General features: G+C 60.9%; 20 protein-coding genes. 14 read left to right on the forward strand and 6 right to left on the reverse strand.

The features are described 5' to 3' along the window. Window positions 1-97 precede the first annotated feature (97 nt). Window positions 98-1,567 (reverse strand): transglycosylase SLT domain-containing protein, encoded by a 1,470-nt coding sequence (locus JJN09_RS11770; RefSeq protein ID WP_249490273.1) that lies wholly within the window; start codon window positions 1,565-1,567, stop codon window positions 98-100. 99 nt (window positions 1,568-1,666) lie between these two features. Beyond that, window positions 1,667-2,434, reverse strand: coding sequence for a hydroxyacylglutathione hydrolase (gene gloB / locus JJN09_RS11775; RefSeq protein ID WP_249490274.1), 768 nt, complete (start codon window positions 2,432-2,434; stop codon window positions 1,667-1,669). A 65-nt stretch (window positions 2,435-2,499) separates the two neighbouring features. Here gloB and JJN09_RS11780 point away from each other — a divergent pair, with 65 nt between their 5' ends. Next, window positions 2,500-3,258, forward strand: coding sequence for a methyltransferase domain-containing protein (locus JJN09_RS11780; RefSeq protein WP_011333614.1), 759 nt, complete (start codon window positions 2,500-2,502; stop codon window positions 3,256-3,258). Between the two features lie 92 nt (window positions 3,259-3,350). Then, window positions 3,351-3,812 (forward strand): ribonuclease HI, encoded by a 462-nt coding sequence (gene rnhA / locus JJN09_RS11785; RefSeq protein WP_249490275.1) that lies wholly within the window; start codon window positions 3,351-3,353, stop codon window positions 3,810-3,812. Here rnhA and JJN09_RS11790 read toward each other — a convergent pair whose 3' ends face one another. After that, a complete protein-coding gene (locus JJN09_RS11790; protein ID WP_249490276.1) occupies window positions 3,813-4,118 on the reverse strand; it encodes a DUF2388 domain-containing protein in 306 nt (101 codons plus the stop codon). Window positions 4,119-4,307: 189 nt separating this feature from the next. Here JJN09_RS11790 and dnaQ point away from each other — a divergent pair, with 189 nt between their 5' ends. The 3 genes from dnaQ (at window position 4,308) to JJN09_RS11805 (ending at window position 8,104) form a co-directional block, all read left to right on the forward strand. Continuing rightward, window positions 4,308-5,066 carry a DNA polymerase III subunit epsilon gene (gene dnaQ, locus JJN09_RS11795; RefSeq protein WP_249490277.1) on the forward strand — a complete coding sequence of 253 codons (759 nt, stop codon included), beginning with the start codon at window positions 4,308-4,310 and terminating at the stop codon, window positions 5,064-5,066. 153 nt (window positions 5,067-5,219) lie between these two features. Further along, window positions 5,220-7,475, forward strand: coding sequence for an Orn/Lys/Arg decarboxylase N-terminal domain-containing protein (locus JJN09_RS11800; protein ID WP_249490278.1), 2,256 nt, complete (start codon window positions 5,220-5,222; stop codon window positions 7,473-7,475). Between the two features lie 14 nt (window positions 7,476-7,489). Next, the gene (locus JJN09_RS11805; protein WP_249490279.1) at window positions 7,490-8,104 is read left to right on the forward strand and encodes a GNAT family N-acetyltransferase; all 615 of its coding nucleotides are present in this window, start codon (window positions 7,490-7,492) and stop codon (window positions 8,102-8,104) included. On the opposite strand, the gene JJN09_RS11810 is transcribed toward JJN09_RS11805, so the two are convergent. After that, window positions 8,070-8,963, reverse strand: coding sequence for a LysR substrate-binding domain-containing protein (locus JJN09_RS11810; RefSeq protein WP_249490280.1), 894 nt, complete (start codon window positions 8,961-8,963; stop codon window positions 8,070-8,072). The two genes, JJN09_RS11805 and JJN09_RS11810, sit on opposite strands and share 35 nt — an antisense overlap. Before the next feature lie 85 nt (window positions 8,964-9,048). After that, a complete protein-coding gene (locus tag JJN09_RS11815) occupies window positions 9,049-9,285 on the reverse strand; it encodes a hypothetical protein (RefSeq protein WP_085733066.1) in 237 nt (78 codons plus the stop codon). Window positions 9,286-9,470: 185 nt separating this feature from the next. Between JJN09_RS11815 and JJN09_RS11820 the strand changes: the two genes are divergently transcribed. The 3 genes from JJN09_RS11820 (at window position 9,471) to JJN09_RS11830 (ending at window position 12,597) form a co-directional block, all read left to right on the forward strand. Next, window positions 9,471-10,031, forward strand: a complete 561-nt coding sequence (locus JJN09_RS11820) for an NADPH-dependent FMN reductase (protein ID WP_249490281.1) — start codon at window positions 9,471-9,473, stop codon at window positions 10,029-10,031. Between the two features lie 113 nt (window positions 10,032-10,144). Beyond that, the gene (locus tag JJN09_RS11825) at window positions 10,145-11,248 is read left to right on the forward strand and encodes a DUF2855 family protein (protein ID WP_249490282.1); all 1,104 of its coding nucleotides are present in this window, start codon (window positions 10,145-10,147) and stop codon (window positions 11,246-11,248) included. Window positions 11,249-11,313: 65 nt separating this feature from the next. Continuing rightward, window positions 11,314-12,597 carry an arsenic transporter gene (locus tag JJN09_RS11830; RefSeq protein WP_249490283.1) on the forward strand — a complete coding sequence of 428 codons (1,284 nt, stop codon included), beginning with the start codon at window positions 11,314-11,316 and terminating at the stop codon, window positions 12,595-12,597. On the opposite strand, the gene JJN09_RS11835 is transcribed toward JJN09_RS11830, so the two are convergent. Further along, the gene (locus JJN09_RS11835) at window positions 12,594-13,544 is read right to left on the reverse strand and encodes a DUF1853 family protein (protein WP_249490284.1); all 951 of its coding nucleotides are present in this window, start codon (window positions 13,542-13,544) and stop codon (window positions 12,594-12,596) included. The genes JJN09_RS11830 and JJN09_RS11835 overlap by 4 nt on opposite strands. Before the next feature lie 115 nt (window positions 13,545-13,659). On the opposite strand from JJN09_RS11835, the gene JJN09_RS11840 reads away from it, so the two are divergent. From JJN09_RS11840 to pepN, 6 genes are read left to right on the forward strand one after another with little or no spacing between them, the layout of a single operon-like run. Next, the gene (locus JJN09_RS11840; RefSeq protein ID WP_085733063.1) at window positions 13,660-14,550 is read left to right on the forward strand and encodes an NAD(+) kinase; all 891 of its coding nucleotides are present in this window, start codon (window positions 13,660-13,662) and stop codon (window positions 14,548-14,550) included. After that, window positions 14,550-15,521 (forward strand): metallophosphoesterase, encoded by a 972-nt coding sequence (locus JJN09_RS11845; protein ID WP_249490285.1) that lies wholly within the window; start codon window positions 14,550-14,552, stop codon window positions 15,519-15,521. The genes JJN09_RS11840 and JJN09_RS11845 overlap by 1 nt, the downstream gene beginning before the upstream one ends. Then, window positions 15,518-16,387: a rhomboid family intramembrane serine protease gene (locus tag JJN09_RS11850; RefSeq protein WP_249490286.1), complete on the forward strand. Its 870-nt coding sequence runs from the start codon at window positions 15,518-15,520 to the stop codon at window positions 16,385-16,387. The genes JJN09_RS11845 and JJN09_RS11850 overlap by 4 nt, the downstream gene beginning before the upstream one ends. Window positions 16,388-16,418: 31 nt before the next feature. Further along, window positions 16,419-16,679 (forward strand): YeaC family protein, encoded by a 261-nt coding sequence (locus tag JJN09_RS11855; protein WP_007956913.1) that lies wholly within the window; start codon window positions 16,419-16,421, stop codon window positions 16,677-16,679. Next, window positions 16,676-17,506: a DUF2797 domain-containing protein gene (locus JJN09_RS11860; RefSeq protein WP_249490287.1), complete on the forward strand. Its 831-nt coding sequence runs from the start codon at window positions 16,676-16,678 to the stop codon at window positions 17,504-17,506. Before JJN09_RS11855 ends, JJN09_RS11860 begins: the two co-directional genes overlap by 4 nt. Window positions 17,507-17,516: 10 nt before the next feature. After that, window positions 17,517-20,174: an aminopeptidase N gene (pepN, locus tag JJN09_RS11865; protein ID WP_249490288.1), complete on the forward strand. Its 2,658-nt coding sequence runs from the start codon at window positions 17,517-17,519 to the stop codon at window positions 20,172-20,174. Window positions 20,175-20,478: the final 304 nt, after the last annotated feature.

Consider the following 20,478-nt stretch of genomic DNA (forward strand, 5'->3'; position numbering starts at 1 on the left):
GACAGGGGGTTAATGCGCGGTTAATTGTGGGAGTTGCTAGCGTCGAAGGCAAAAAATGACAGGCGAAAAAAAGCCCCTGAAATTCAGGGGCTCTTTATCAGTGCGGCTGGTAAACCGTGAGCATCTGCCCAGGCTTGAGCGCCTTGCCGGCGCCCGGGTTCCAGCGTTTGAGATGCTGCATCTCGACGTTGAAACGCTTGGCCACCACGTACAGCGTGTCGCCTTGCTTGACCTTGTATTGGGTCTGTTTCTGGTTGTCGGTCTTGCTGCTGGTCTTGCTGTTGGCCGCCAGCACTGTGTTGATGCGTCCGCCGCTGGTGTTGCGGGCCGGCGTGCGCTTGGTGGTGTCCCGCATGACCAGGGTCTGGCCGACCTTGAGGTTCTTGCCGGTCAGCTTGTTCCAGTGTTGCAGGTTCTTGACGTCGACCTTGTTGGCCTTGGCGATGGACGCGAGGTTGTCACCGCGTTTGACTCGGTAAGCACGCTTGAGCTTGGCGACTTCGGTCGGATCGGCACCTTCGAAGACCGGTTTCAGCGAACGAGGGCTGATCAGTTCTTCAGGACGCATGGTCTGCAGGCTGGCGGTCAGCAGTTGCGCCTTCGAGGTCGGCACCAGCAGGTGCTGCGGGCCGTCGATGGTGGTGCGCTGCTTGAAGGCCGGGTTGAGCTGGAACAGCTCGTCTTCGTCGATGTTGGCCACCGCTGCGACCTTGGACAGGTCCATGCGCTGGTTGATTTCGACGACCTGGAAATACGGTTCGTTGGCGATCGGGTTGAGGTTCACCCCGTAGGCTTCCGGCGACAGCACCACTTGCGACAGCGCCAGCAGTTTGGGCACGTAGGCCTGGGTCTCTGCCGGCAGCGGCAGGTTCCAGTAGTCGGTCGGCAGACCCAGCTTTTCGTTGCGCTCGATGGCGCGGCTGACCGTGCCTTCGCCGGCGTTGTAGGCCGCCAGGGCCAGCAGCCAGTCACCGTTGAACATGTCGTGCAGACGGGTCAGGTAATCCATCGCCGCTGTGGTCGAGGCGGTGATGTCGCGACGGCCGTCGTAGAAACGGGTCTGACGCAGGTTGTAGTAACGCCCGGTGGAGGGGATGAATTGCCAGAGACCCACCGCGTCGGCCCGGGAATAGGCCATCGGGTTGTAGGCGCTTTCAATCACTGGCAGCAGGGCCAGTTCCAGCGGCATGTTGCGTTCTTCGAGGCGCTCGACGATGTAATGAATGTAGAGGCTGCCGCGTTCGCCGGCGTTTTCGAGAAAGGAAGGGTTACTGGCGAACCACAGGCGCTGTTGTTCGATGCGCGGGTTCACGCCCAGGCCGTCCTGGAGCTGGAAACCGCCGCGCATGCGTTCCCAGATGTCCTGGGGCACCTGCGGGCTGGGCTTCTCGGACAACCAGATGGGCTTCTGCTTGGCTCGCGCAGCAATGTTCGGCGTATGAGTCGCTTCAGTCTGCGGAGCATGGCTGGAACAGCCCGCCAGCGTGGCGGACACAGCCACCGCGATGGCTTGCGCCAGGCGGGTCAATGCGTCTGAATTGACGGACTTACGTATGGATGACGACATTGGCTGGAAGTAAGTTCCGGGCAAAAATGTCGGGGGATTCTAGAAAGCGCACCCCTTGCGGTCAACCATTGAGAGTTTTTGTACCAAGTGGTGAACGGCTTAGAACTTATCTTTCCAAGCCCGCAGAGCCGCAAAAACCTCACTCGGCGCCCGGTTTTGAGCGCCATTCCGTTCGTCCACTTTTTGTGTAACTAATGTTTCACTGGTACGCAAAAACGGGTTTGTGAGCTTTTCCAGGGCAATGGTCGAGGGCAGGGTCATGACCCCTTTCTGCCGTTGCTGGGTGACTTTTTCCAGACGGGCGGCAATGTTCGGGTTGCCAGGTTCCACGGCGGCGGCAAATTTCAGGTTGCTCAGGGTGTATTCGTGAGTGCAGTAGACCAGCGTGTCCTCCGGCAATGCCGCCAGACGACCGAGCGAATGGTGCATCTGCTCCGGTGTGCCTTCGAACAGCCGGCCACAACCGGCGGCGAACAGGGTGTCGCCGCAGAACAACAGGCCGTGGTGGTAATAGGCGATGTGCCCCAGGGTATGGCCGGGAACGGCGTAGACATCGAAGTCCCAGCCGAGCACACGAACCTTGTCGTTGTCCTTGAGGGCTACGTCTCGTCCCGGAATGCTTTCGCTGGCCGGACCGTAAACGGTGGCGCCCGTAGCCTTTTTAAGTGTCTCGACACCGCCGACATGGTCGTGATGATGATGAGTGATCAGAATGTCGCCAAGCACCCAGCCCGGATGCGCGGCGAGCCACGCCTGCACAGGGGCGGCATCTCCCGGATCGACCACCGCGCAACGCTGGGTGGCATGATCCTGTAACAACCAGATGTAGTTGTCGGTGAAGGCGGGCAGGGCACTGATCTGTATCATCTTCGGATTCGCCAAGCAGGTAACATTGGCGCATCTTAGAGGTTCCTGGCGTGTTGGAGAATGCAATGATCGATAAAGCGTTCGCTCAGGCCGATCCAGACTGGCTCGCGCTGATCGGTGCAGCGCGTGAATGGCTGTCCGGCCCCCTCGGGCAATTTCTGTTGGACGAGGAACGCCGCATGCTCGAAGACGAGCTGGGCCGGTTCTTCGGCGGTTATCTGGTGCATTACGGCCCGTCCGCCGAAACACCGCCGTCGGCGCCGCAAGTGCAGCGCAACGTGCGACTTGGCGCGCCGTTGCCCGGTGTCGAGATCGTCTGCGAAGAGCAGGCCTGGCCGTTGAGCGAGCACGCCGCCGACGTGGTGGTGTTGCAGCACGGTCTGGATTTCTGCCTGTCGCCCCATGGCTTGCTGCGTGAAGCGGCCAGCAGCGTGCGCCCCGGCGGGCACCTGCTGATCGTCGGCATCAATCCCTGGAGCACCTGGGGCCTGCGTCATGTGTTCGCCCATGACGCCTTGCATCAGGCGCGCTGCATCTCGCCGTCGCGGGTGGCCGACTGGCTCAACCTGCTGGGCTTCGCGCTGGAGAAACGCCGCTTCGGGTGCTATCGTCCGCCGCTCGCGTCACCCAAGTGGCAGGCCCGTCTGGCCGGCTGGGAACGCAAGGCTGGCGACTGGCAACTGTCGGGCGGCGGCTTTTATCTGTTGGTCGCGCGCAAGATCGTTGTCGGCCTGCGTCCGGTGCGTCAGGAGCGCCGCGAACCGATGGGCAAGCTGATTCCGCTGCCGATGGCCAAGGTCAATCGCCGCCGTATCGAACCGTAAACCTTCTTTTATTTGTGGCCGGGTCTGTCCCGGCCTCGGCCATCGTCGATCCGTGATCGGCGGGGCCCCGCATTTTTTCTGGATAGATTGGCATGAGCGAAAGCGTCGATAGCGTAGAACTGTTCACTGACGGCGCCTGCAAGGGCAACCCCGGCCCGGGTGGCTGGGGCGCCTTGCTGGTGTGCAAGGGCGTCGAAAAGGAACTGTGGGGCGGCGAAGCCAACACCACCAACAACCGCATGGAACTGCTCGGTGCTATTCGCGGCCTGGAAGCCCTCAAGCGTCCTTGCGAAGTGCTGCTGGTGACCGACTCGCAATACGTGATGAAAGGCATCAACGAGTGGATGGCCAACTGGAAGAAACGCGGCTGGAAAACCGCCGCCAAAGAGCCAGTAAAAAACGCCGACCTGTGGAAAGAGCTGGACGAGCAGGTCAACCGCCACAACGTCACCTGGAAATGGGTACGCGGCCACATCGGCCACCACGGCAACGAACGCGCCGACCAGTTGGCCAACCGTGGGGTGGATGAGATTCGCGGTTACAAGCAGGACTGATCACAGCATCAAAATGGCGCTGGCCAGTTGCAGGTCGGTGGAAGGCAGTTCTGGCAACAGGCTGCGAATCCGCTGGAATGCCGCTTCCATCTGCGCACCGCGAATCTCCCCGTTGCTGGCAACAAACGCCGCCGCATCATCCTTGGCGGCCAGCACGATTTTGTCGTCCTTGAACGAACCGCTGGTGCCTTTGCTGGAACTGAGCGTAAGGCTCATGGTGATGTCGGTGCTGATGACGAAGCTGGTGGCGTGCGCGTCGGCCATCAGCAAACAGCCGCCGAGCAGTAAAATCCGTGCAGTTTTCATGAGGTGCCTGAGTCCGTGAGAAACAAGCCGCGCACGCTAACAAGCCGGTTTCCCCCAGACTTTATGAACATTGCTAATGATTGTTAAAAACTGCATGAGCGCCGATCACCCGCCCGTGGGCGACGCGCACCATGAGCGTGTTAACATCGCCGTTTTTGTACGATTGACCCCGTTGAGAGCTGAACACTGATGGCCACCAGATCCGTTGTACTCGATACCGAAACCACCGGCATGCCGGTGACCGACGGCCACCGGATTATCGAAATCGGTTGTGTCGAGCTGATCGGTCGGCGCCTGACGGGCCGGCACTTTCACGTTTACCTGCAACCGGACCGCGAGAGTGACGAAGGCGCGATCGGCGTCCACGGCATCACCAACGAATTCCTCGTCGGCAAGCCGCGCTTTGCCGAAGTGGCCGATGAGTTCTTCGAGTTCATCAACGGCGCGCAACTGATCATCCATAACGCGGCGTTCGACGTTGGCTTCATCAACAACGAATTCGCCCTGATGGGCCAGCAGGATCGTGCTGACATCACGCAGCACTGCACGATCCTCGACACCCTGATGATGGCCCGGGAACGTCACCCGGGTCAGCGCAACAGCCTCGATGCCCTGTGCAAACGCTATGGCGTCGACAACTCCGGCCGCGAGCTGCATGGCGCATTGCTCGACTCGGAGATTCTCGCCGACGTCTACCTGACCATGACCGGTGGCCAGACCAGCCTGTCGCTGGCCGGCAACGCCTCCGACGGCAACGGAACCGGCAACGGTGCGGATAACTCCGCCACCGAAATCCGCCGTCTGCCGGCGGATCGTCAGCCGGGGCGGATCATTCGCGCCACCGAAGCCGAGCTGGCCGAGCATCAGGTTCGGCTGGGGATCATCGCAAAGTCGGCCGGCGCACCGGCGTTGTGGACTCAGCTTCTGGAAGCCGAGGCTCAGGCGTAAAGCGCACAGGATCGTCCGAACACTCAGGCCGTGTTCGGACGATCCTTCGTTTTGGCAGTACTGACAACTGGCCACCCTCGCCACATCCGCTCCGACCCTCTACCCTGAGGACATTGGCAGATCACTCTCCGCCGCCTCAGGACACTGAGCCCCATGTACAAAGATCTGAAGTTCCCGGTGTTGATCGTCCACCGCGACATCAAGGCCGACACGGTTGCCGGCGAACGCATTCGCGGTATCGCCCATGAACTGGAGCAGGAAGGTTTCAGCATCGTTTCGGCCACGGATTACACCGAGGGTCGGCTGGTGGCTTCGACCCACCACGGTCTGGCGTGCATGTTGATCGCCGCCGAAGATGCGAGCACCAATTCCCATTTGTTGCAGAACATGGCCGAACTGATCGGTCTGGCCCGCGTGCGGGCGCCGGACTTGCCAATCTTCGCGCTGGGTGAGCAGGTCACTTTGGAGAACGCCCCGGCCGATGCCATGGCCGAGCTCAATCAGTTGCGCGGCATTCTCTATCTGTTCGAAGACACCGTGCCGTTTCTCGCCCGGCAAGTGGCGCGGGCAGCGCGCAAGTATCTGGATGGGCTATTGCCGCCGTTCTTCAAGGCCTTGGTGCAGCACACTGCGGACTCCAACTATTCCTGGCACACCCCGGGCCATGGCGGCGGTGTGGCGTATCACAAAAGTCCGGTGGGGCAGGCGTTTCATCAGTTCTTCGGTGAAAACACCCTGCGTTCGGACTTGTCGGTGTCGGTGCCGGAGCTGGGTTCGTTGCTCGATCACACCGGGCCTTTGGCCGAGGCAGAAGCAAGGGCTGCGCGCAATTTTGGCGCCGATCACACCTTTTTCGTGATCAATGGCACCTCGACTGCCAACAAGATCGTCTGGCACTCCATGGTCGGGCGCGATGATCTGGTGCTGGTGGATCGCAACTGTCACAAGTCGGTGTTGCACGCGATCATCATGACCGGGGCGATTCCGCTGTACCTGTGCCCGGAGCGCAATGAGTTGGGGATTATCGGCCCGATCCCGTTGAGCGAATTCAGTCGCGAATCGATCCAGGCCAAGATCGACACCAGTCCACTGACCAAGGGCCGGGAGCCGAAAGTCAAACTCGCCGTCGTCACTAACTCCACCTACGACGGCCTCTGTTACAACGCCGAACTGATCAAGCAGAGTCTGGGCAACAGCGTCGAAGTCCTGCATTTTGACGAAGCCTGGTACGCCTACGCGGCGTTTCACGAATTCTTTGCCGGCCGTTATGGCATGGCCACCTCGCGCAGCGCCGACAGTCCGCTGGTGTTCACCACCCATTCCACCCATAAACTGCTGGCGGCGTTCAGTCAGGCTTCGATGATTCATGTGCAGGACGGCGGTGCGCGGCAACTGGACCGTGACCGGTTCAACGAAGCGTTCATGATGCACATCTCGACGTCGCCGCAGTACAGCATCATCGCTTCGCTGGACGTGGCGTCGGCCATGATGGAAGGCCCGGCCGGGCGTTCGCTGTTGCAGGAAACCTTCGATGAAGCCTTGAGCTTTCGCCGGGCGCTGGCCAATCTGCGTGGGCACATCGACGCCAATGACTGGTGGTTCTCGATCTGGCAGCCACCGGGTGTCGAGGGTATCGATCGGGTGCAGACCGAAGACTGGCTGCTGAAACCCGAGGATGATTGGCACGGTTTCGGCGAGGTCAGCGACAACTACGTGCTGCTCGATCCGATCAAGGTCACTCTGGTGATGCCAGGCCTGACCGCTGGCGGCGCGTTGAGCGACAAGGGGATTCCGGCGGCGGTGGTCAGTCGTTTTCTCTGGGAGCGCGGGCTGGTGGTGGAGAAAACCGGGCTGTATTCGTTCCTGGTGCTGTTCTCGATGGGCATCACCAAGGGCAAGTGGAGCACGCTGTTGACCGAACTGCTGGAGTTCAAGCGCAGCTACGACGCCAACGTCAGTCTCGACACCTGCCTGAAGTGTGTCGCTCAGGAAGCTCCGGCGCGCTATCGCGGCATGGGCCTGCGCGATCTTTGCGACCAGCTCCACGCCTGTTATCGCAGCAATGCCACCGCCAAGCACCTTAAACGCATGTACACCGTGCTGCCGGAAATCGCCATGAAGCCGGCCCACGCCTACGATCAGCTGGTGCGCGGCGAAGTCGAGGCGGTGCCGATCGATGAGCTGGACGGTCGCGTCGCGGCGGTGATGCTAGTGCCGTATCCGCCGGGAATTCCGTTGATCATGCCCGGTGAACGTTTTACCGAATCCACTCGGTCGATCATCGATTACCTGAAATTTGCCCGCACGTTCGATGAGAGTTTTCCGGGTTTCGTGGTCGATGTGCACGGTCTGCAACACGAAGATGAGGGCAATGGACGGCACTACACCGTCGATTGCGTCAAGGAATGAGGGCGTTTCCCAGTATGCAACCGGTCATGAATCCAAAATACCCAGGGCTGTCGGTGCGCGTCGCTGACGATGGCTTTGCCTCGTACATCTGGGGCAGCGATTTCAGTTTCGAAGTCGCCGCCTATGGTGCAGCCGAAATCGGCAAACCCGTCGCGCAGTGGGGCGTGACGCCGATCGTGCCGTATCGCAAGTGCTACGGCATCGATCCCGAGGAGTTCAGTAGTTTTCGCGATGCCGCCGACAGTGCGATTTTTATGGCGTATCTGGAAGATCAGCCGGTGGGGCATCTGGTGATCAGTACCAACTGGAACGGTTTTGCTCACATCGATGAACTGGCGGTACACGCGCCGGCTCGGCGTCACGGTGTGGCCAAGGCATTGCTGGACGTGGCGCAGTTCTGGAGCCGCAAGAAAAAACTGCCGGGGATCATGCTCGAGACCCAGAATAACAACCTCGGTGCCTGTCGTTTGTATGAGCGCTGCGGTTACGTGATTGGTGGCATCGACCATTTGCGTTATCGCGGGATCGACCCGAACACCGCCGAAGTGGCGTTGTTCTGGTATCGAATATTCGATAATCCGCTGGAAAGCCCGATCAGCTCGCCAGCATCGCCGCGGCTTGTTCCGTGACGATCGTGAGCAGGGTCTGGACGGCCGATGGCGGCGCTGCGTGTTTGAAGGTCAGTGCATAGAGGCTGATCGGTACGGCCGGTGACAGAGGGCAGACATCGAGGCCACCAGCGCGGGCGCCGAGAGCGGTGAACGGGTCGACGATGGCCAGGCCTTCACCGGCCTCGACCATGCTGCGCATCATCTGATGGGTCTGCACCCGGGTCTGGATGCTTGGTGCCGGGCGCAAGGCCTGAAGCTTGTGCTCCAGCGCAGGGCTTAACGGGTCCTGGCCTTCGAGGCCGACCATCGCCTGGCCCGCCAGGTCTTGCAGTGAAATGTACTTTTGCTTCGGTTGCAGCCAGCCGTGGGGCGCGAGCAATTGCAGCTTGCCTTGCGCCAGCACCTGGCAATCGATATCGGGGTGTTCGGGGTCGTGCAGGCTCAGGCCCAGATCGCTCTCGCGCAGCAACAGGCTGCGAACAATGTGGCGAGTGGGCTCGCTGAGCAGCGTGCAGGGGACGTCCGGCAGACGCCGACGCAGTGCGGCGAGACTTTGCGGCAACAGTTGCTGGGCCAGCGGCGGGGTGCCGATGATTCGCAGAGGCGGGGAGAGGTATTGCTTGAGGCTGCTGGCCAGCCGTTGCACCGGTTCCAGCGCGTCATAGATGTGGGCGATTTCGACTTGCAGCGCACGGGCTTCGGCCGTGGCCTGAAGCCGTCCGCGTACGCTGGCGAACAGCATGAACCCCAGCTGACTCTCGGCTTCGCGCAACCGCTCCTCGACGTCGCCCGTCGGCAATTGCAGCCATTCGGCGGCGGTGCCCACGTGACCCGTCTGTAAAAGCGCCTGAATCACCTCGATATGACGTAAACGCATGCGTGAAGTCCATGTCCGGCCGTTGGGGTCAGTGGCTGAATCCTACCCCAACTCGGCGCGGATGACTTCTGCTCATAACAATCGGTTATGAAGCGACAGTCGGCTCGGGTTCGCGAATCAACGTGATGCCCGACTGAACCAGCAGGAACTCGTTGTCATCGACTTTATTGACGCGATCGCCAATCGCCAGTTTGTAGGTTGTAACGGGCTCCATGCCGGTGAAACCGTCTGCCGACGGGTTGGATTCCTGGAATTCATGCACGGAATAAACGCGGCCTTCCGCATCTCTTGCATGGAACTGACCGACGAGTACTGCTGCCATCTGCTTAGAACCTCTGGAGATAAAACGCTTGATTTGCGGCTTGGTAGACCGTCATCGAGCTCGGTAAGTTTTCCTACGGGAAAAAAATAATCCGGACGCGGGAAATATCCCTCGTCGTCTGGTGGAATCGTCGCCGGATCATCTATAACTACAGGCTCCTCCCACGGACAGTCGAGAGTCTTCCCATGAGCAATGTCTATAACGTCGCCGTAGTCGTCGGCAGCCTGCGCAAAGCCTCGATCAATCGCAAGGTCGCCCTGGCGCTGGCAGAACTGGCACCGGCCAACCTCAAGCTGAGCATTGTCGAAATTGGCGATCTGCCACTCTATAACGAAGACATCGACGGCGATTCACCGCCGGCAGCCTACAGTACTTTCCGGCAAAAAGTGGGTTCATCCGACGCGGTGCTGTTTGTCACGCCGGAGTACAACCGTTCGGTTCCGGCACCGTTGAAGAACGCAATTGATGTTGGTTCGCGGCCTTATGGAAAGAGTGTCTGGAGCGGCAAGCCGGGGGCGGTGATCAGTGTTTCGCCGGGTGCCATTGGCGGTTTTGGCGCCAACCAGCATCTGCGTCAGTCCTTCGTTTTCCTCAACGTGCCGTGCATGCAGCAGCCGGAAGCCTACCTGGGTGGCGCCGGCACCGCGTTCGATGAGGCAGGCAAGTTGAACGAATCGGTCAAACCGTTCCTGCAAAGTTTCATCAATGCCTATGGGCAGTTTGTGGAACAGCACAAGAAAGTCTGAAGCCTCAATCCCGCCCCAGGCCATGATCGGTCACGCCTCGATGGAGTTTTCATCGGGGCGCGCGGCCCGTGGCGTTTGCGCCCCCGCCACTCTATGCAGCAGGAATCCGAACGATGCAAAGTCCGATCACGGTCACGCGACTGGTGACCCGCAAACGTGCACTCGACCAGAGCCGAATTGAGCAGGAGCAGCGCAGTCCAGTGGCGGCGGACGGGGAGGTGATCCTGAAAGTCGACCGTTGCGCCCTGACCACCAACAATATTTCCTACGCTGCATATGGCGATTCGATGCACTACTGGGAGTTCTTTCCGACAGGGCTGGCCGAATGGGGCCACATTCCAGCCTGGGGTTTCGCCGATGTGATCGCTTCCGGCGTCGAAAACGTGGCGGTCGGCGAGCGTTTTTATGGTTACTTGCCGCTGGCCAGTCATGTGTGGGTGCGTCCCGATCGGGTCATCAGGCGTGGTTTCCACGACGGCACGGAGCACCGGCAGGCGCTGAGCTCGGTTTACAACCAATACACCCGCTGCAGCGAAGACACGTATCACCGCCCGGCAACGGAAAACCTGCAGGTTTTGCTCAAGCCGCTGTTCTTGACGTCGTTGATGTTGGCGGATTTCCTTAAGGACAATCAGTTCTTTGGCGCAAGCCGTGTGGTGTTTTCCAGTGCTTCGAGCAAAACCGCCTACGGCACGGCGGTGTGTCTGGCCGGACATCCGAAGCTCGAATGTGTGGCATTGACGTCTACCGGTAACAAGACCTTTGTCGAAAGGCTGGGCTGCTATGGGCGGACAGTGTCTTACGCAGAGTTGTCGGAGCTGGCCAATGATCGTCCGACGCTTTATGTGGATTTTTCCGGCGACCTGGGTTTGCGCGAGCGGGTGCATCAGCATTTCGCCGGTCACCTCGTCTACAGCTGCTTTGTCGGTTCCGCTCACACCACCGATGAAGCAGAGCTGAGTGCCGTCGAAGGGCTGCGACCGGTGTTTTTCTTTGCCCCGATCCAGATTCGCAAGCGCAGCGTCGAATGGGGGGCGGAGCGCGTGAACCGCTACGTCGGCGAAGGTTTGCAGCGGTTTTATCGCCAGGTCAGCGCGCCGGTCAATCCCTTGTTGCAGGTCGTGGAGAGTCACGGCCTTGAGGCAGCACAGAGCGTGATTTCTCGTCTGTTTCATGGTCATATCCCTCCAGTGGAGGGGCACGTGATTCGACTGTGAGTTGACGGACGGGCAGGGTGCGCTTCCTCGATACCCATTCTGCCCCTGATCGAAGGTCGCTCTGCATGCTCACGGCTTCACTGATTTTCCTGCTGACCATCACCCTGGTGATCTGGCAACCCAAAGGCCTCGGGGTCGGCTGGAGTGCGACGTTCGGCGCGTTGCTGGCGCTGATTTTCGGCGTGGTACACCTGAGCGATATTCCGCTGGTGTGGCAAATCATCTGGAACGCCACCGGCACGTTTGTGGCGCTGATCATCATCAGCCTGCTGCTCGACGAAGCGGGTTTTTTCGCCTGGGCCGCGTTACATGTGGCGCGGTGGGGTCGGGGCAGCGGGCGCAAGCTGTTCGCTTTCATGGTGTTGCTCGGCGCACTGGTGTCGGCGTTGTTCGCCAATGACGGCGCGGCGCTGATTCTCACGCCCATCGTGATTTCCATGCTGCTGGCGCTGCGTTTCTCCCCGGCGGCGACCCTGGCGTTCGTCATGGGCGCCGGGTTCATTGCCGACACCGCGAGCCTGCCACTGGTGGTGTCGAACCTGGTCAACATCGTCTCGGCAGACTTCTTTCATATCGGTTTCAATCGCTATGCGGCGGTGATGGTGCCGGTGAACTTCGTCAGTGTCGCCGCCACACTGGCGGTGTTGTTGTGGTTCTTCCGCCGCGACATTCCGACAGCCTACGATCCCGAACAGCTTGATCACCCGGAAACGGCGATTCACGACAAGGCCACGTTCTACGCCGGTTGGGCGGTTCTGGTGATCCTGCTGGTGGGCTGTTTTGCCCTGGAGCCGCTGGGCATTCCGATCAGTGCGATCTCGGCCGTGTGCGCGGCGTTGCTGCTGGGCATCGCCGCTCGCGGGCACAAGATCTCCACGCGCAAAGTGATGAAAGAGGCACCGTGGCAGATCGTGATTTTCTCCCTGGGCATGTACCTGGTGGTCTACGGACTGCGCAATGCCGGGCTCACGGATCATCTGGCCGGCTGGCTGGATGTCTTTGCCGGGTATGGCGTCTGGGGCGCGGCCATGGGGACCGGGGTGCTGACAGCGCTGTTGTCGTCGATCATGAACAATCTGCCGACAGTGTTGATCGGTTTGCTGTCAATCGATGCCAGCCAAGCGACCGGCGTGGTGAAGGAGGCGATGATCTACGCCAACGTGATCGGCAGCGACCTGGGGCCGAAGATCACCCCGATCGGCAGTCTGGCGACCTTGCTCTGGCTGCATGTGCTGGAGCGCAAGGATATCCGGATCGGTTGGGGGTATTACTTCAGGGTCGGGATTGTGCTGACGGTGCCGGTGTTGCTGGTGACGCTGGCCGCGCTGGCGGTGCGACTGAGCGTTTAGTTCTGCCCCGGCACATTCGGCCAGAGGTCGGACACCAGAAACAACCGCTCGGCCTCTTCCCAGTCACCCCGGGCATTTTCGGTCAGGCGCACCATCAGTTGCGCCGGGGCCAGCGGTTCGAGTTCATCGAGCCAGGTCTGCAAATGCTCGTGGCTCCAGGTCTGATCCGCCGGGTAATGCGCCGGCGCCAGCCAGGCGTGGCGGGGCAGGGGTTGCCAGCGTCCGGCCGGGCGCTGGGCAACAAACGCCGGCCAATCCTTTTGATGCAACCAGCTGCCTCGCAGATGCTGCGGGTGAGCGCCGCTCGGCGGTTCGGACTGTCCGGGCCATGGATACAGCAGATAACCGCCCAGCCACAACTGCGCACTGAACGTCCCGACATCCAGCGCCGCCAGGGCCGCGCGGCTTTCCGGCCGGGCGGAAATCGGCAACTGATGCTCGCTCAGGTGGGCCAGTTTTCGGTCCAGGCGATCATGGCAACCGGGGCCGAGCCACTGCGCCGGATCACGGCCGTCGCCGTTCTGCGGGCCGAGGTAGAGCTTGATCGCCAACTCCAGGTGATGCACGCCGTCGCGGTCGCGCAGCAGCATGTCGAGTTCGCCGAGGGTGTGGCCCTCGCGGCGGATCGGCAGGTTGGCGGCGATCAGTTCGATCCCCGGCGCATGCTCCACGGCAAACTGCCAGAGCCGTTCGTAATACAGACCCAGACGCCGGGTGCGGGCCTGGGACAGCCAGTGCAACAGGCCATAGCTGTCACGGTCGAGCGCACGCAGCCAATGCGCCAGCCGTTCGGGATCGTGCACCCAATCGCTGCCCGCCAGCGGATGGCGTTGCGGCCACGGCGTAGTGGCGAGCATCGGCGGGGCGAGGATCACCCACGCCAGATCGCGCACCTCCGGGTGACGCAATTGGTGGGGCAACTGGAGCAAATCGGGAAATAGGATCATCTTGCGAGCATAGCCTCAAACACGGTCGCACCCTCGGGGCTGAAAGGATTTTGTCTATCCGGCGCTTTCGCCCATAATCGTCGTTTTCGCCGTTGCAGCCCCCCGCAGGAGTCCCATGGAGCAATTTCGTAATATCGGCATCATCGGTCGCCTGGGCAGTTCCCAGGTGCTGGATACCGTCCGCCGACTGAAACGGTTTCTGCTCGATCGTCACCTGCATGTGATCCTCGAAGACACAATCGCCGAAGTCCTGCCAGGTCACGGCCTGCAAACCTCCTCGCGCAAGATGCTCGGCGAAGTCTGCGACATGGTCATCGTTGTCGGCGGTGACGGCAGCTTGCTCGGCGCCGCCCGGGCGCTGGCCAAGCACAATATTCCGGTGCTGGGCATCAACCGTGGCAGTCTGGGCTTTCTGACCGACATACGTCCCGATGAGCTGGAAGTCGAAGTCGCCAAGGTGCTCGACGGCCATTATCTGGTGGAAAACCGCTTCCTGCTGCAAGCCGAAGTCCGCCGCCACGGCGAAGCCATCGGCCAGGGCGACGCGTTGAATGACGTGGTGCTGCACCCCGGCAAGTCGACGCGAATGATCGAATTCGAGCTGTACATCGACGGGCAGTTCGTCTGCAGCCAGAAAGCCGACGGCCTGATCGTCGCCACGCCGACCGGTTCCACGGCGTATGCGCTGTCGGCCGGTGGCCCGATCATGCATCCCAAGCTCGACGCCATTGTGATCGTGCCGATGTATCCCCATATGTTGTCCAGCAGGCCGATTGTGGTCGATGGCAACAGTGAGCTGAAAATCGTCGTGTCCAAAGATATGCAGATTTACCCGCAAGTTTCCTGTGACGGGCAGAACCACTTCACGTGCGCGCCGGGTGACACAATTACTGTCAGCAAGAAAGCGCAGAAGCTGCGGCTGATCCATCCACTCGACCACAACTATTACGAAGTGTGCCGTACCAAGCTCGGCTGGGGCAGCCGCTTGGGGGGTGGAGGCGAGTGATGCTCGATCCCGCGCGTGGCTACGACCTGATCGGTGACGTGCACGGTTGCGCTCTGACCCTTGAGCACCTGCTCGACCGGCTCGGCTATCACAAACAGGCAGGCGTCTGGCGGCACCCCTCGCGTATGGCGGTGTTCGTCGGCGACATCATCGACCGTGGCCCGCGGATTCGCGAGGCGCTGCACATCGTCCACGACATGGTCGAGGCCGGTCAGGCGTTGTGCATCATGGGCAACCACGAGTTCAACGCGCTGGGCTGGAGCACGCCGGCGCCTCCGGGCAGTGGCAAGCAGTTCGTGCGTGAACACACGCCGCGCCACGCCCGCCTGCTGCACGAAACCCTGACCCAGTTCGAAGATCATCCGGGCGACTGGCACGACTTCCAGCACTGGTTCTATGAATTGCCGCTGTTTGTCGATGCCGGGCGATTCCGGGTCGTGCATGCCTGCTGGGATGCCGGCCTGATCGAGCCGTTGCGCGCATTGTTCCCCGATGGCTGCATTGATGAACACTTCCTCCAGGCGTCGGCCGTGCCGGGCAGTTTCGCCTGCACCGTGTTCGATCGTCTGCTGCGCGGCACCGACATGCGCTTGCCTGACGGCCTGACCATGACCAGCGGCGACGGTCTGGTGCGTTCGTTCTTCCGCACCAAGTTCTGGGAAGACGACCCGCAGACCTACGGCGACATCGTGTTCCAGCCCGACGCACTGCCGGAACCGGTGGCGCAGAAACCGCTGACTTCCAGCGAAAAGAATTCCCTGCTGCGCTATGGCGTCGATGAGCCGTTGCTGTTCGTCGGTCACTACTGGCGCAGCGGCAAACCGGCGCCGATCCGCCCGAACCTCGCGTGCCTGGATTACAGCGCCGTGCTCTACGGCAAACTGGTGGCTTATCGTCTGGATCAGGAAACCCGCCTCGATCCGCATAAATTTGTCTGGGTCGATGTCGAGCGGCCGGAGGTGCTGCGATGAGCGCGGTAGCGGTATTGCGTCTGCCATTGGCGGCGGACCTGAGCGGTTTCGTCAAACTGCTGCAACGGATGCAGGTGCCTCACCGCGTCAGCGAGGAGTCGGGCGAGCAGGTGCTGTGGGTGCCGTCGGAAATCAGCGACGACGTTCGTTCGCTGTACGAACGCTTCCCGGCAGGTGACCCGGATCAGCAACTGGATATTCCGGCGACGCCGACGTTCAAGCGTCCGAGCTTCGCCGAGCAACTGAAACACGCCAAGGCCACCGGGCTCATTCTGTTGCTGAGCCTGCTGGTCGGCGGCCTGACGTATCTGGGCGACAACCTCGACACGATGCGCTGGCTGACCTTTCTCGATTTTCGCGTAATCGGCGACTACATCCACTTCACGCCATTGGCCGACAGCCTGGCGGCGGGGCAGTGGTGGCGTCTGTTCACGCCGATGCTGATTCACTTCGGCATCCTGCACCTGGCCATGAACGGCATGTGGTACTGGGAGCTGGGGCGGCGCATCGAGTCGCGTCAGGGCAGTGTCAACCTGATCGGCCTGACGTTGCTGTTCAGCCTGGTGTCCAACTACGCGCAGTTCGCGTGGAGCGGCCCGAGTCTGTTCGGCGGTCTGTCCGGCGTACTTTACGGGTTGCTCGGGCATTGCTGGATCTTCCAGCTGCTGGCGCCGAACCCGGCCTATCGTCTGCCGCGCGGCGTGCTGGTGATGATGCTGGTGTGGTTGCTGGTGTGCATGTCCGGGCTGATCTCGATGATCGGCTTCGGCGAAATCGCCAACGCCGCCCACGTCGGCGGGTTACTCATCGGATGCTTCACCGGTTTGTTGGGCGGTTTGTATAACCGCCGTAAACTGGCCGCCTGAAAATTTTTGGATAAAGAGCACGGAGACCCTGATGTCCTCTTTTAACGACCTGATCAAGAACATCACCCCGGATATCTACCAGAGCCTGAAACTGGCCGTAGAGATCGGCAAATGGTCCGACGGTGGCAAGCTCACCGCCGAACAGCGCGAACTGTCGTTGCAGGCGATGATCGCCTGGGAAATGCAGAACCTGCCCGAGGAAGAGCGCACCGGTTACATGGGCCCGCAGGAGTGTGCGTCGAAGTCGATCGAAGTGCCGAACATCCTGTTCAAGTCGGACGCCATCCATTGATCGAGATTGGCCGCGGTGCAATCAGCAAAATGTCGGCGCGCCTGGACGGGCCGAACGTGCAATACGCGTTTCGTCTGGATGACGTCGAGGTGCCGGTCAACCCGTTGATTGGCACGACGGTGCGTCTGGAATATCTGGGGGCGATTCACTGCACCCATTGCGGGCGCAAGACCAAGACCAGTTTCAGTCAGGGTTATTGCTACCCGTGCATGACCAAACTGGCCCAGTGCGACCTCTGCATCATGAGTCCGGAGCGCTGCCACTTCGACGCCGGGACCTGCCGGGAGCCGGAGTGGGGCGAGAAGTTCTGCATGACCGACCACGTCGTCTACCTGGCCAATTCGTCGGGGATCAAGGTCGGCATCACTCGCGCCACCCAGTTGCCGACTCGTTGGCTCGATCAGGGCGCCAGCCAGGCGCTGCCGATCATGCGCGTGGCGACGCGGCAGCAGTCGGGCTTCGTCGAAGACCTGTTCCGCAGTCAGGTGGCCGACAAGACCAACTGGCGTGCGTTGCTCAAGGGCGATGCGGCGGCGGTGGATTTGGCACAAGTGCGCGATCAGCTGTTCGCCAACTGCGCTGAGGGTCTGCAAGGCTTGCAGGAGCGTTTCGGTCTGCAGGCGATTCAGCCGGTCAACGACGTCGAGCCGCTGGAAATTCGTTACCCGGTCGAGCAGTACCCGGCCAAGATCGTCAGCTTCAACCTGGACAAGAACCCGATTGCCGAAGGCACGCTGTTGGGGATCAAGGGTCAGTACCTGATCTTCGACACCGGCGTGATCAACATTCGCAAGTACACGGCCTATCAGCTCGCCGTGCATCAATAAGGACTTCAGCATGCGCACCGAACAACCGAAGATGATTTACCTGAAGGACTATCAGGCACCCGAGTACCTGATCGATGAAACACACCTGACCTTCGAGTTGTTCGAGGACCACAGTCTGGTCCACGCGCAACTGGTGATGCGCCGCAACCCGGCCCGTGGCCCTGGCCTGCCGCCGCTGGTGCTCGATGGCCAGCAGCTGGAATTGCTCTCGGTGACCCTGGCAGACCAGGAACTGAGCGCCGACGATTACCAACTGACCGAGAACCACCTGACCCTACAACCGGCCAGCGAAACCTTCACGGTCGACACCAGCGTCAAGATCCACCCGGAAACCAACACCGCACTGGAAGGCCTGTACAAGTCTGGAACGATGTTCTGCACCCAGTGCGAGGCCGAAGGTTTCCGCAAGATCACTTATTACCTCGACCGCCCGGATGTGATGAGCAAGTTCACCACCACCGTGGTCGCCGAGCAGCACAGCTACCCGGTGCTGCTGTCCAACGGCAACCCGATTGCCAGCGGCCCCGGTGAAGACGGCCGCCACTGGGCGACCTGGGAAGACCCGTTCATGAAACCGGCGTACCTGTTCGCGCTGGTGGCGGGTGACTTGTGGTGCGTCGAAGACAGCTTCACCACCATGACCGAGCGCAACGTGGCGCTGCGCATCTATGTCGAGCCGGAAAACATCGACAAGTGCCAGCACGCCATGAACAGCCTGAAGAAGTCGATGCGCTGGGACGAAGAGGTCTACGGTCGCGAGTACGATCTGGACATCTTCATGATCGTCGCCGTGAACGACTTCAACATGGGCGCCATGGAGAACAAGGGCCTCAACATCTTCAACTCCAGCGCCGTACTGGCCCGCGCCGAAACCGCCACCGACGCCGCGCACCAGCGGGTCGAAGCGATCGTCGCCCACGAATACTTCCACAACTGGTCGGGCAACCGCGTGACCTGCCGCGACTGGTTCCAGCTGTCGCTCAAGGAAGGCTTCACCGTATTCCGTGATGCCGGTTTCTCTTCCGACATGAACTCGGCCACGGTCAAGCGCATTCAGGACGTGGCGTACCTGCGTACCCACCAGTTCGCCGAAGATGCCGGCCCGATGGCTCACGCCGTACGCCCGGACAGCTTCATCGAGATTTCCAACTTCTACACCCTGACCGTGTACGAAAAGGGCTCGGAAGTGGTCGGCATGATCCACACCTTGCTGGGCGCCGAAGGCTTCCGCAAGGGCAGCGACCTGTACTTTGAACGTCATGACGGCCAAGCCGTGACCTGCGATGACTTCATCAAGGCCATGGAAGATGCCAACGGCGTCGACCTGACCCAGTTCAAGCGCTGGTACAGCCAGGCCGGTACACCGCGTCTGGCGGTGAGTGAGTCCTACGACGCGGCCGCGAAAACCTACAGCCTGACCTTCCGTCAGAGCTGCCCGGAAACCCCGGACAAGGTTGAAAAGCTGCCGTTCGTGATCCCGGTGGAACTGGGACTGCTCGACAGCAAAGGCAATGAAATCGCCCTGCGTCTGGCCGGTGAAGCCTCGGCACAAGGCACCACCCGAGTGATCTCGGTGACCGAAGCCGAACAGACCTTCACCTTCGTCGACATCGCTGAACAGCCGTTGCCATCGCTGCTGCGCGGTTTCTCGGCGCCGGTGAAACTGAGCTTCCCGTACAACCGCGACCAGTTGATGTTCCTGATGCAGCACGACAGCGACGGTTTCAACCGCTGGGATGCCGGCCAGCAACTGTCGGTGCAGGTGCTGCAAGAGTTGATCGGTCAGCAGCAGAAGGGTGAAAGCCTGGTGCTCGATCCACGTCTGATTTCGGCCCTGCGCACCGTACTGGCTGATCAGACGCTGGATCAGGCGATGGTCGCGGAAATGCTCTCGCTGCCGGGCGAGGCGTATCTCACTGAAATCAGCGAAACAGCTGACGTCGATGCCATCCATATCGCACGCGAGTTCGTCCGCAAGCAACTGGCGGAAGGCTTGTTCGAGGGCTTTTGGCTGCGTTATCAGGCCAACCGCGACTTGTCGAAGAAAACCCCGTACGTGGCTGAGGCCGAGCATTTCGCCCGCCGTGCGCTGCAAAACATCGCACTGTCCTACCTGATGCTCAGCGGTAAGCCAGAAGTGCTGGCGGCGACGCTGGAGCAGTTCGACAGCGCTGACAACATGACCGAGCGCCTCACCGCGCTGGCCGTGCTGGTCAACTCGCCGTTCGACGACGAGAAGGCCAAGGCCCTGGCCAGTTTCGCCGAGCACTTCAAGGACAACCCGCTGGTCATGGATCAGTGGTTCAGCGTGCAGGCCGGCAGCACCTTGCCGGGCGGTCTGGCGCGGGTCAAAGCCCTGATGCAGCATCCGGCGTTCAACATCAAGAACCCGAATAAGGTACGCGCGCTGGTCGGTGCCTTCGCCGGGCAGAACCTGATCAACTTCCACGCGGCGGACGGTTCGGGTTATCGCTTCCTCGCGGATCTGGTGATCGAGCTGAACGGCTTCAACCCGCAGATCGCTTCGCGCCAACTGGCGCCGCTGACGCGCTGGCGCAAGTATGACGATGCTCGTCAGGCGTTGATGAAGGCTGAGCTGGAGCGGATTCTGGCTTCGGGGCAGTTGTCCAGTGATGTGTATGAGGTGGTTAGCAAGAGCTTGGCTTGAAGATTGAGGCTTGTTGTTTGGGGTTGGTCTTGAGTGTGTGTTTCAACTTTAGATCCAGCCCTCACCCTAACCCTCTCCCGGAGGGAGAGGGGACTGACCGAGGAGTTCTGTCGAGCTACATCGACCTGATCTGTCGAGTCGAACTCCGGTTCTGAAAACCACGGAGATCGGCTCCCTTTCCCCCTCGCCCCCTTGGGGGAGAGGGCTGGGGTGAGGGGGTTGGGTTTCAGCTACACCGCATTACTTCCGCCGGACCGCCTATAAAAAACGCCGCTCAACGAGCGGCGTTTTTTATGGGTGGGTA

Origin of the sequence: Pseudomonas sp. HS6 (assembly GCF_023375815.1) — a bacterium.
In the GTDB taxonomy this organism is placed as follows: Bacteria; Pseudomonadota; Gammaproteobacteria; order Pseudomonadales; family Pseudomonadaceae; genus Aquipseudomonas.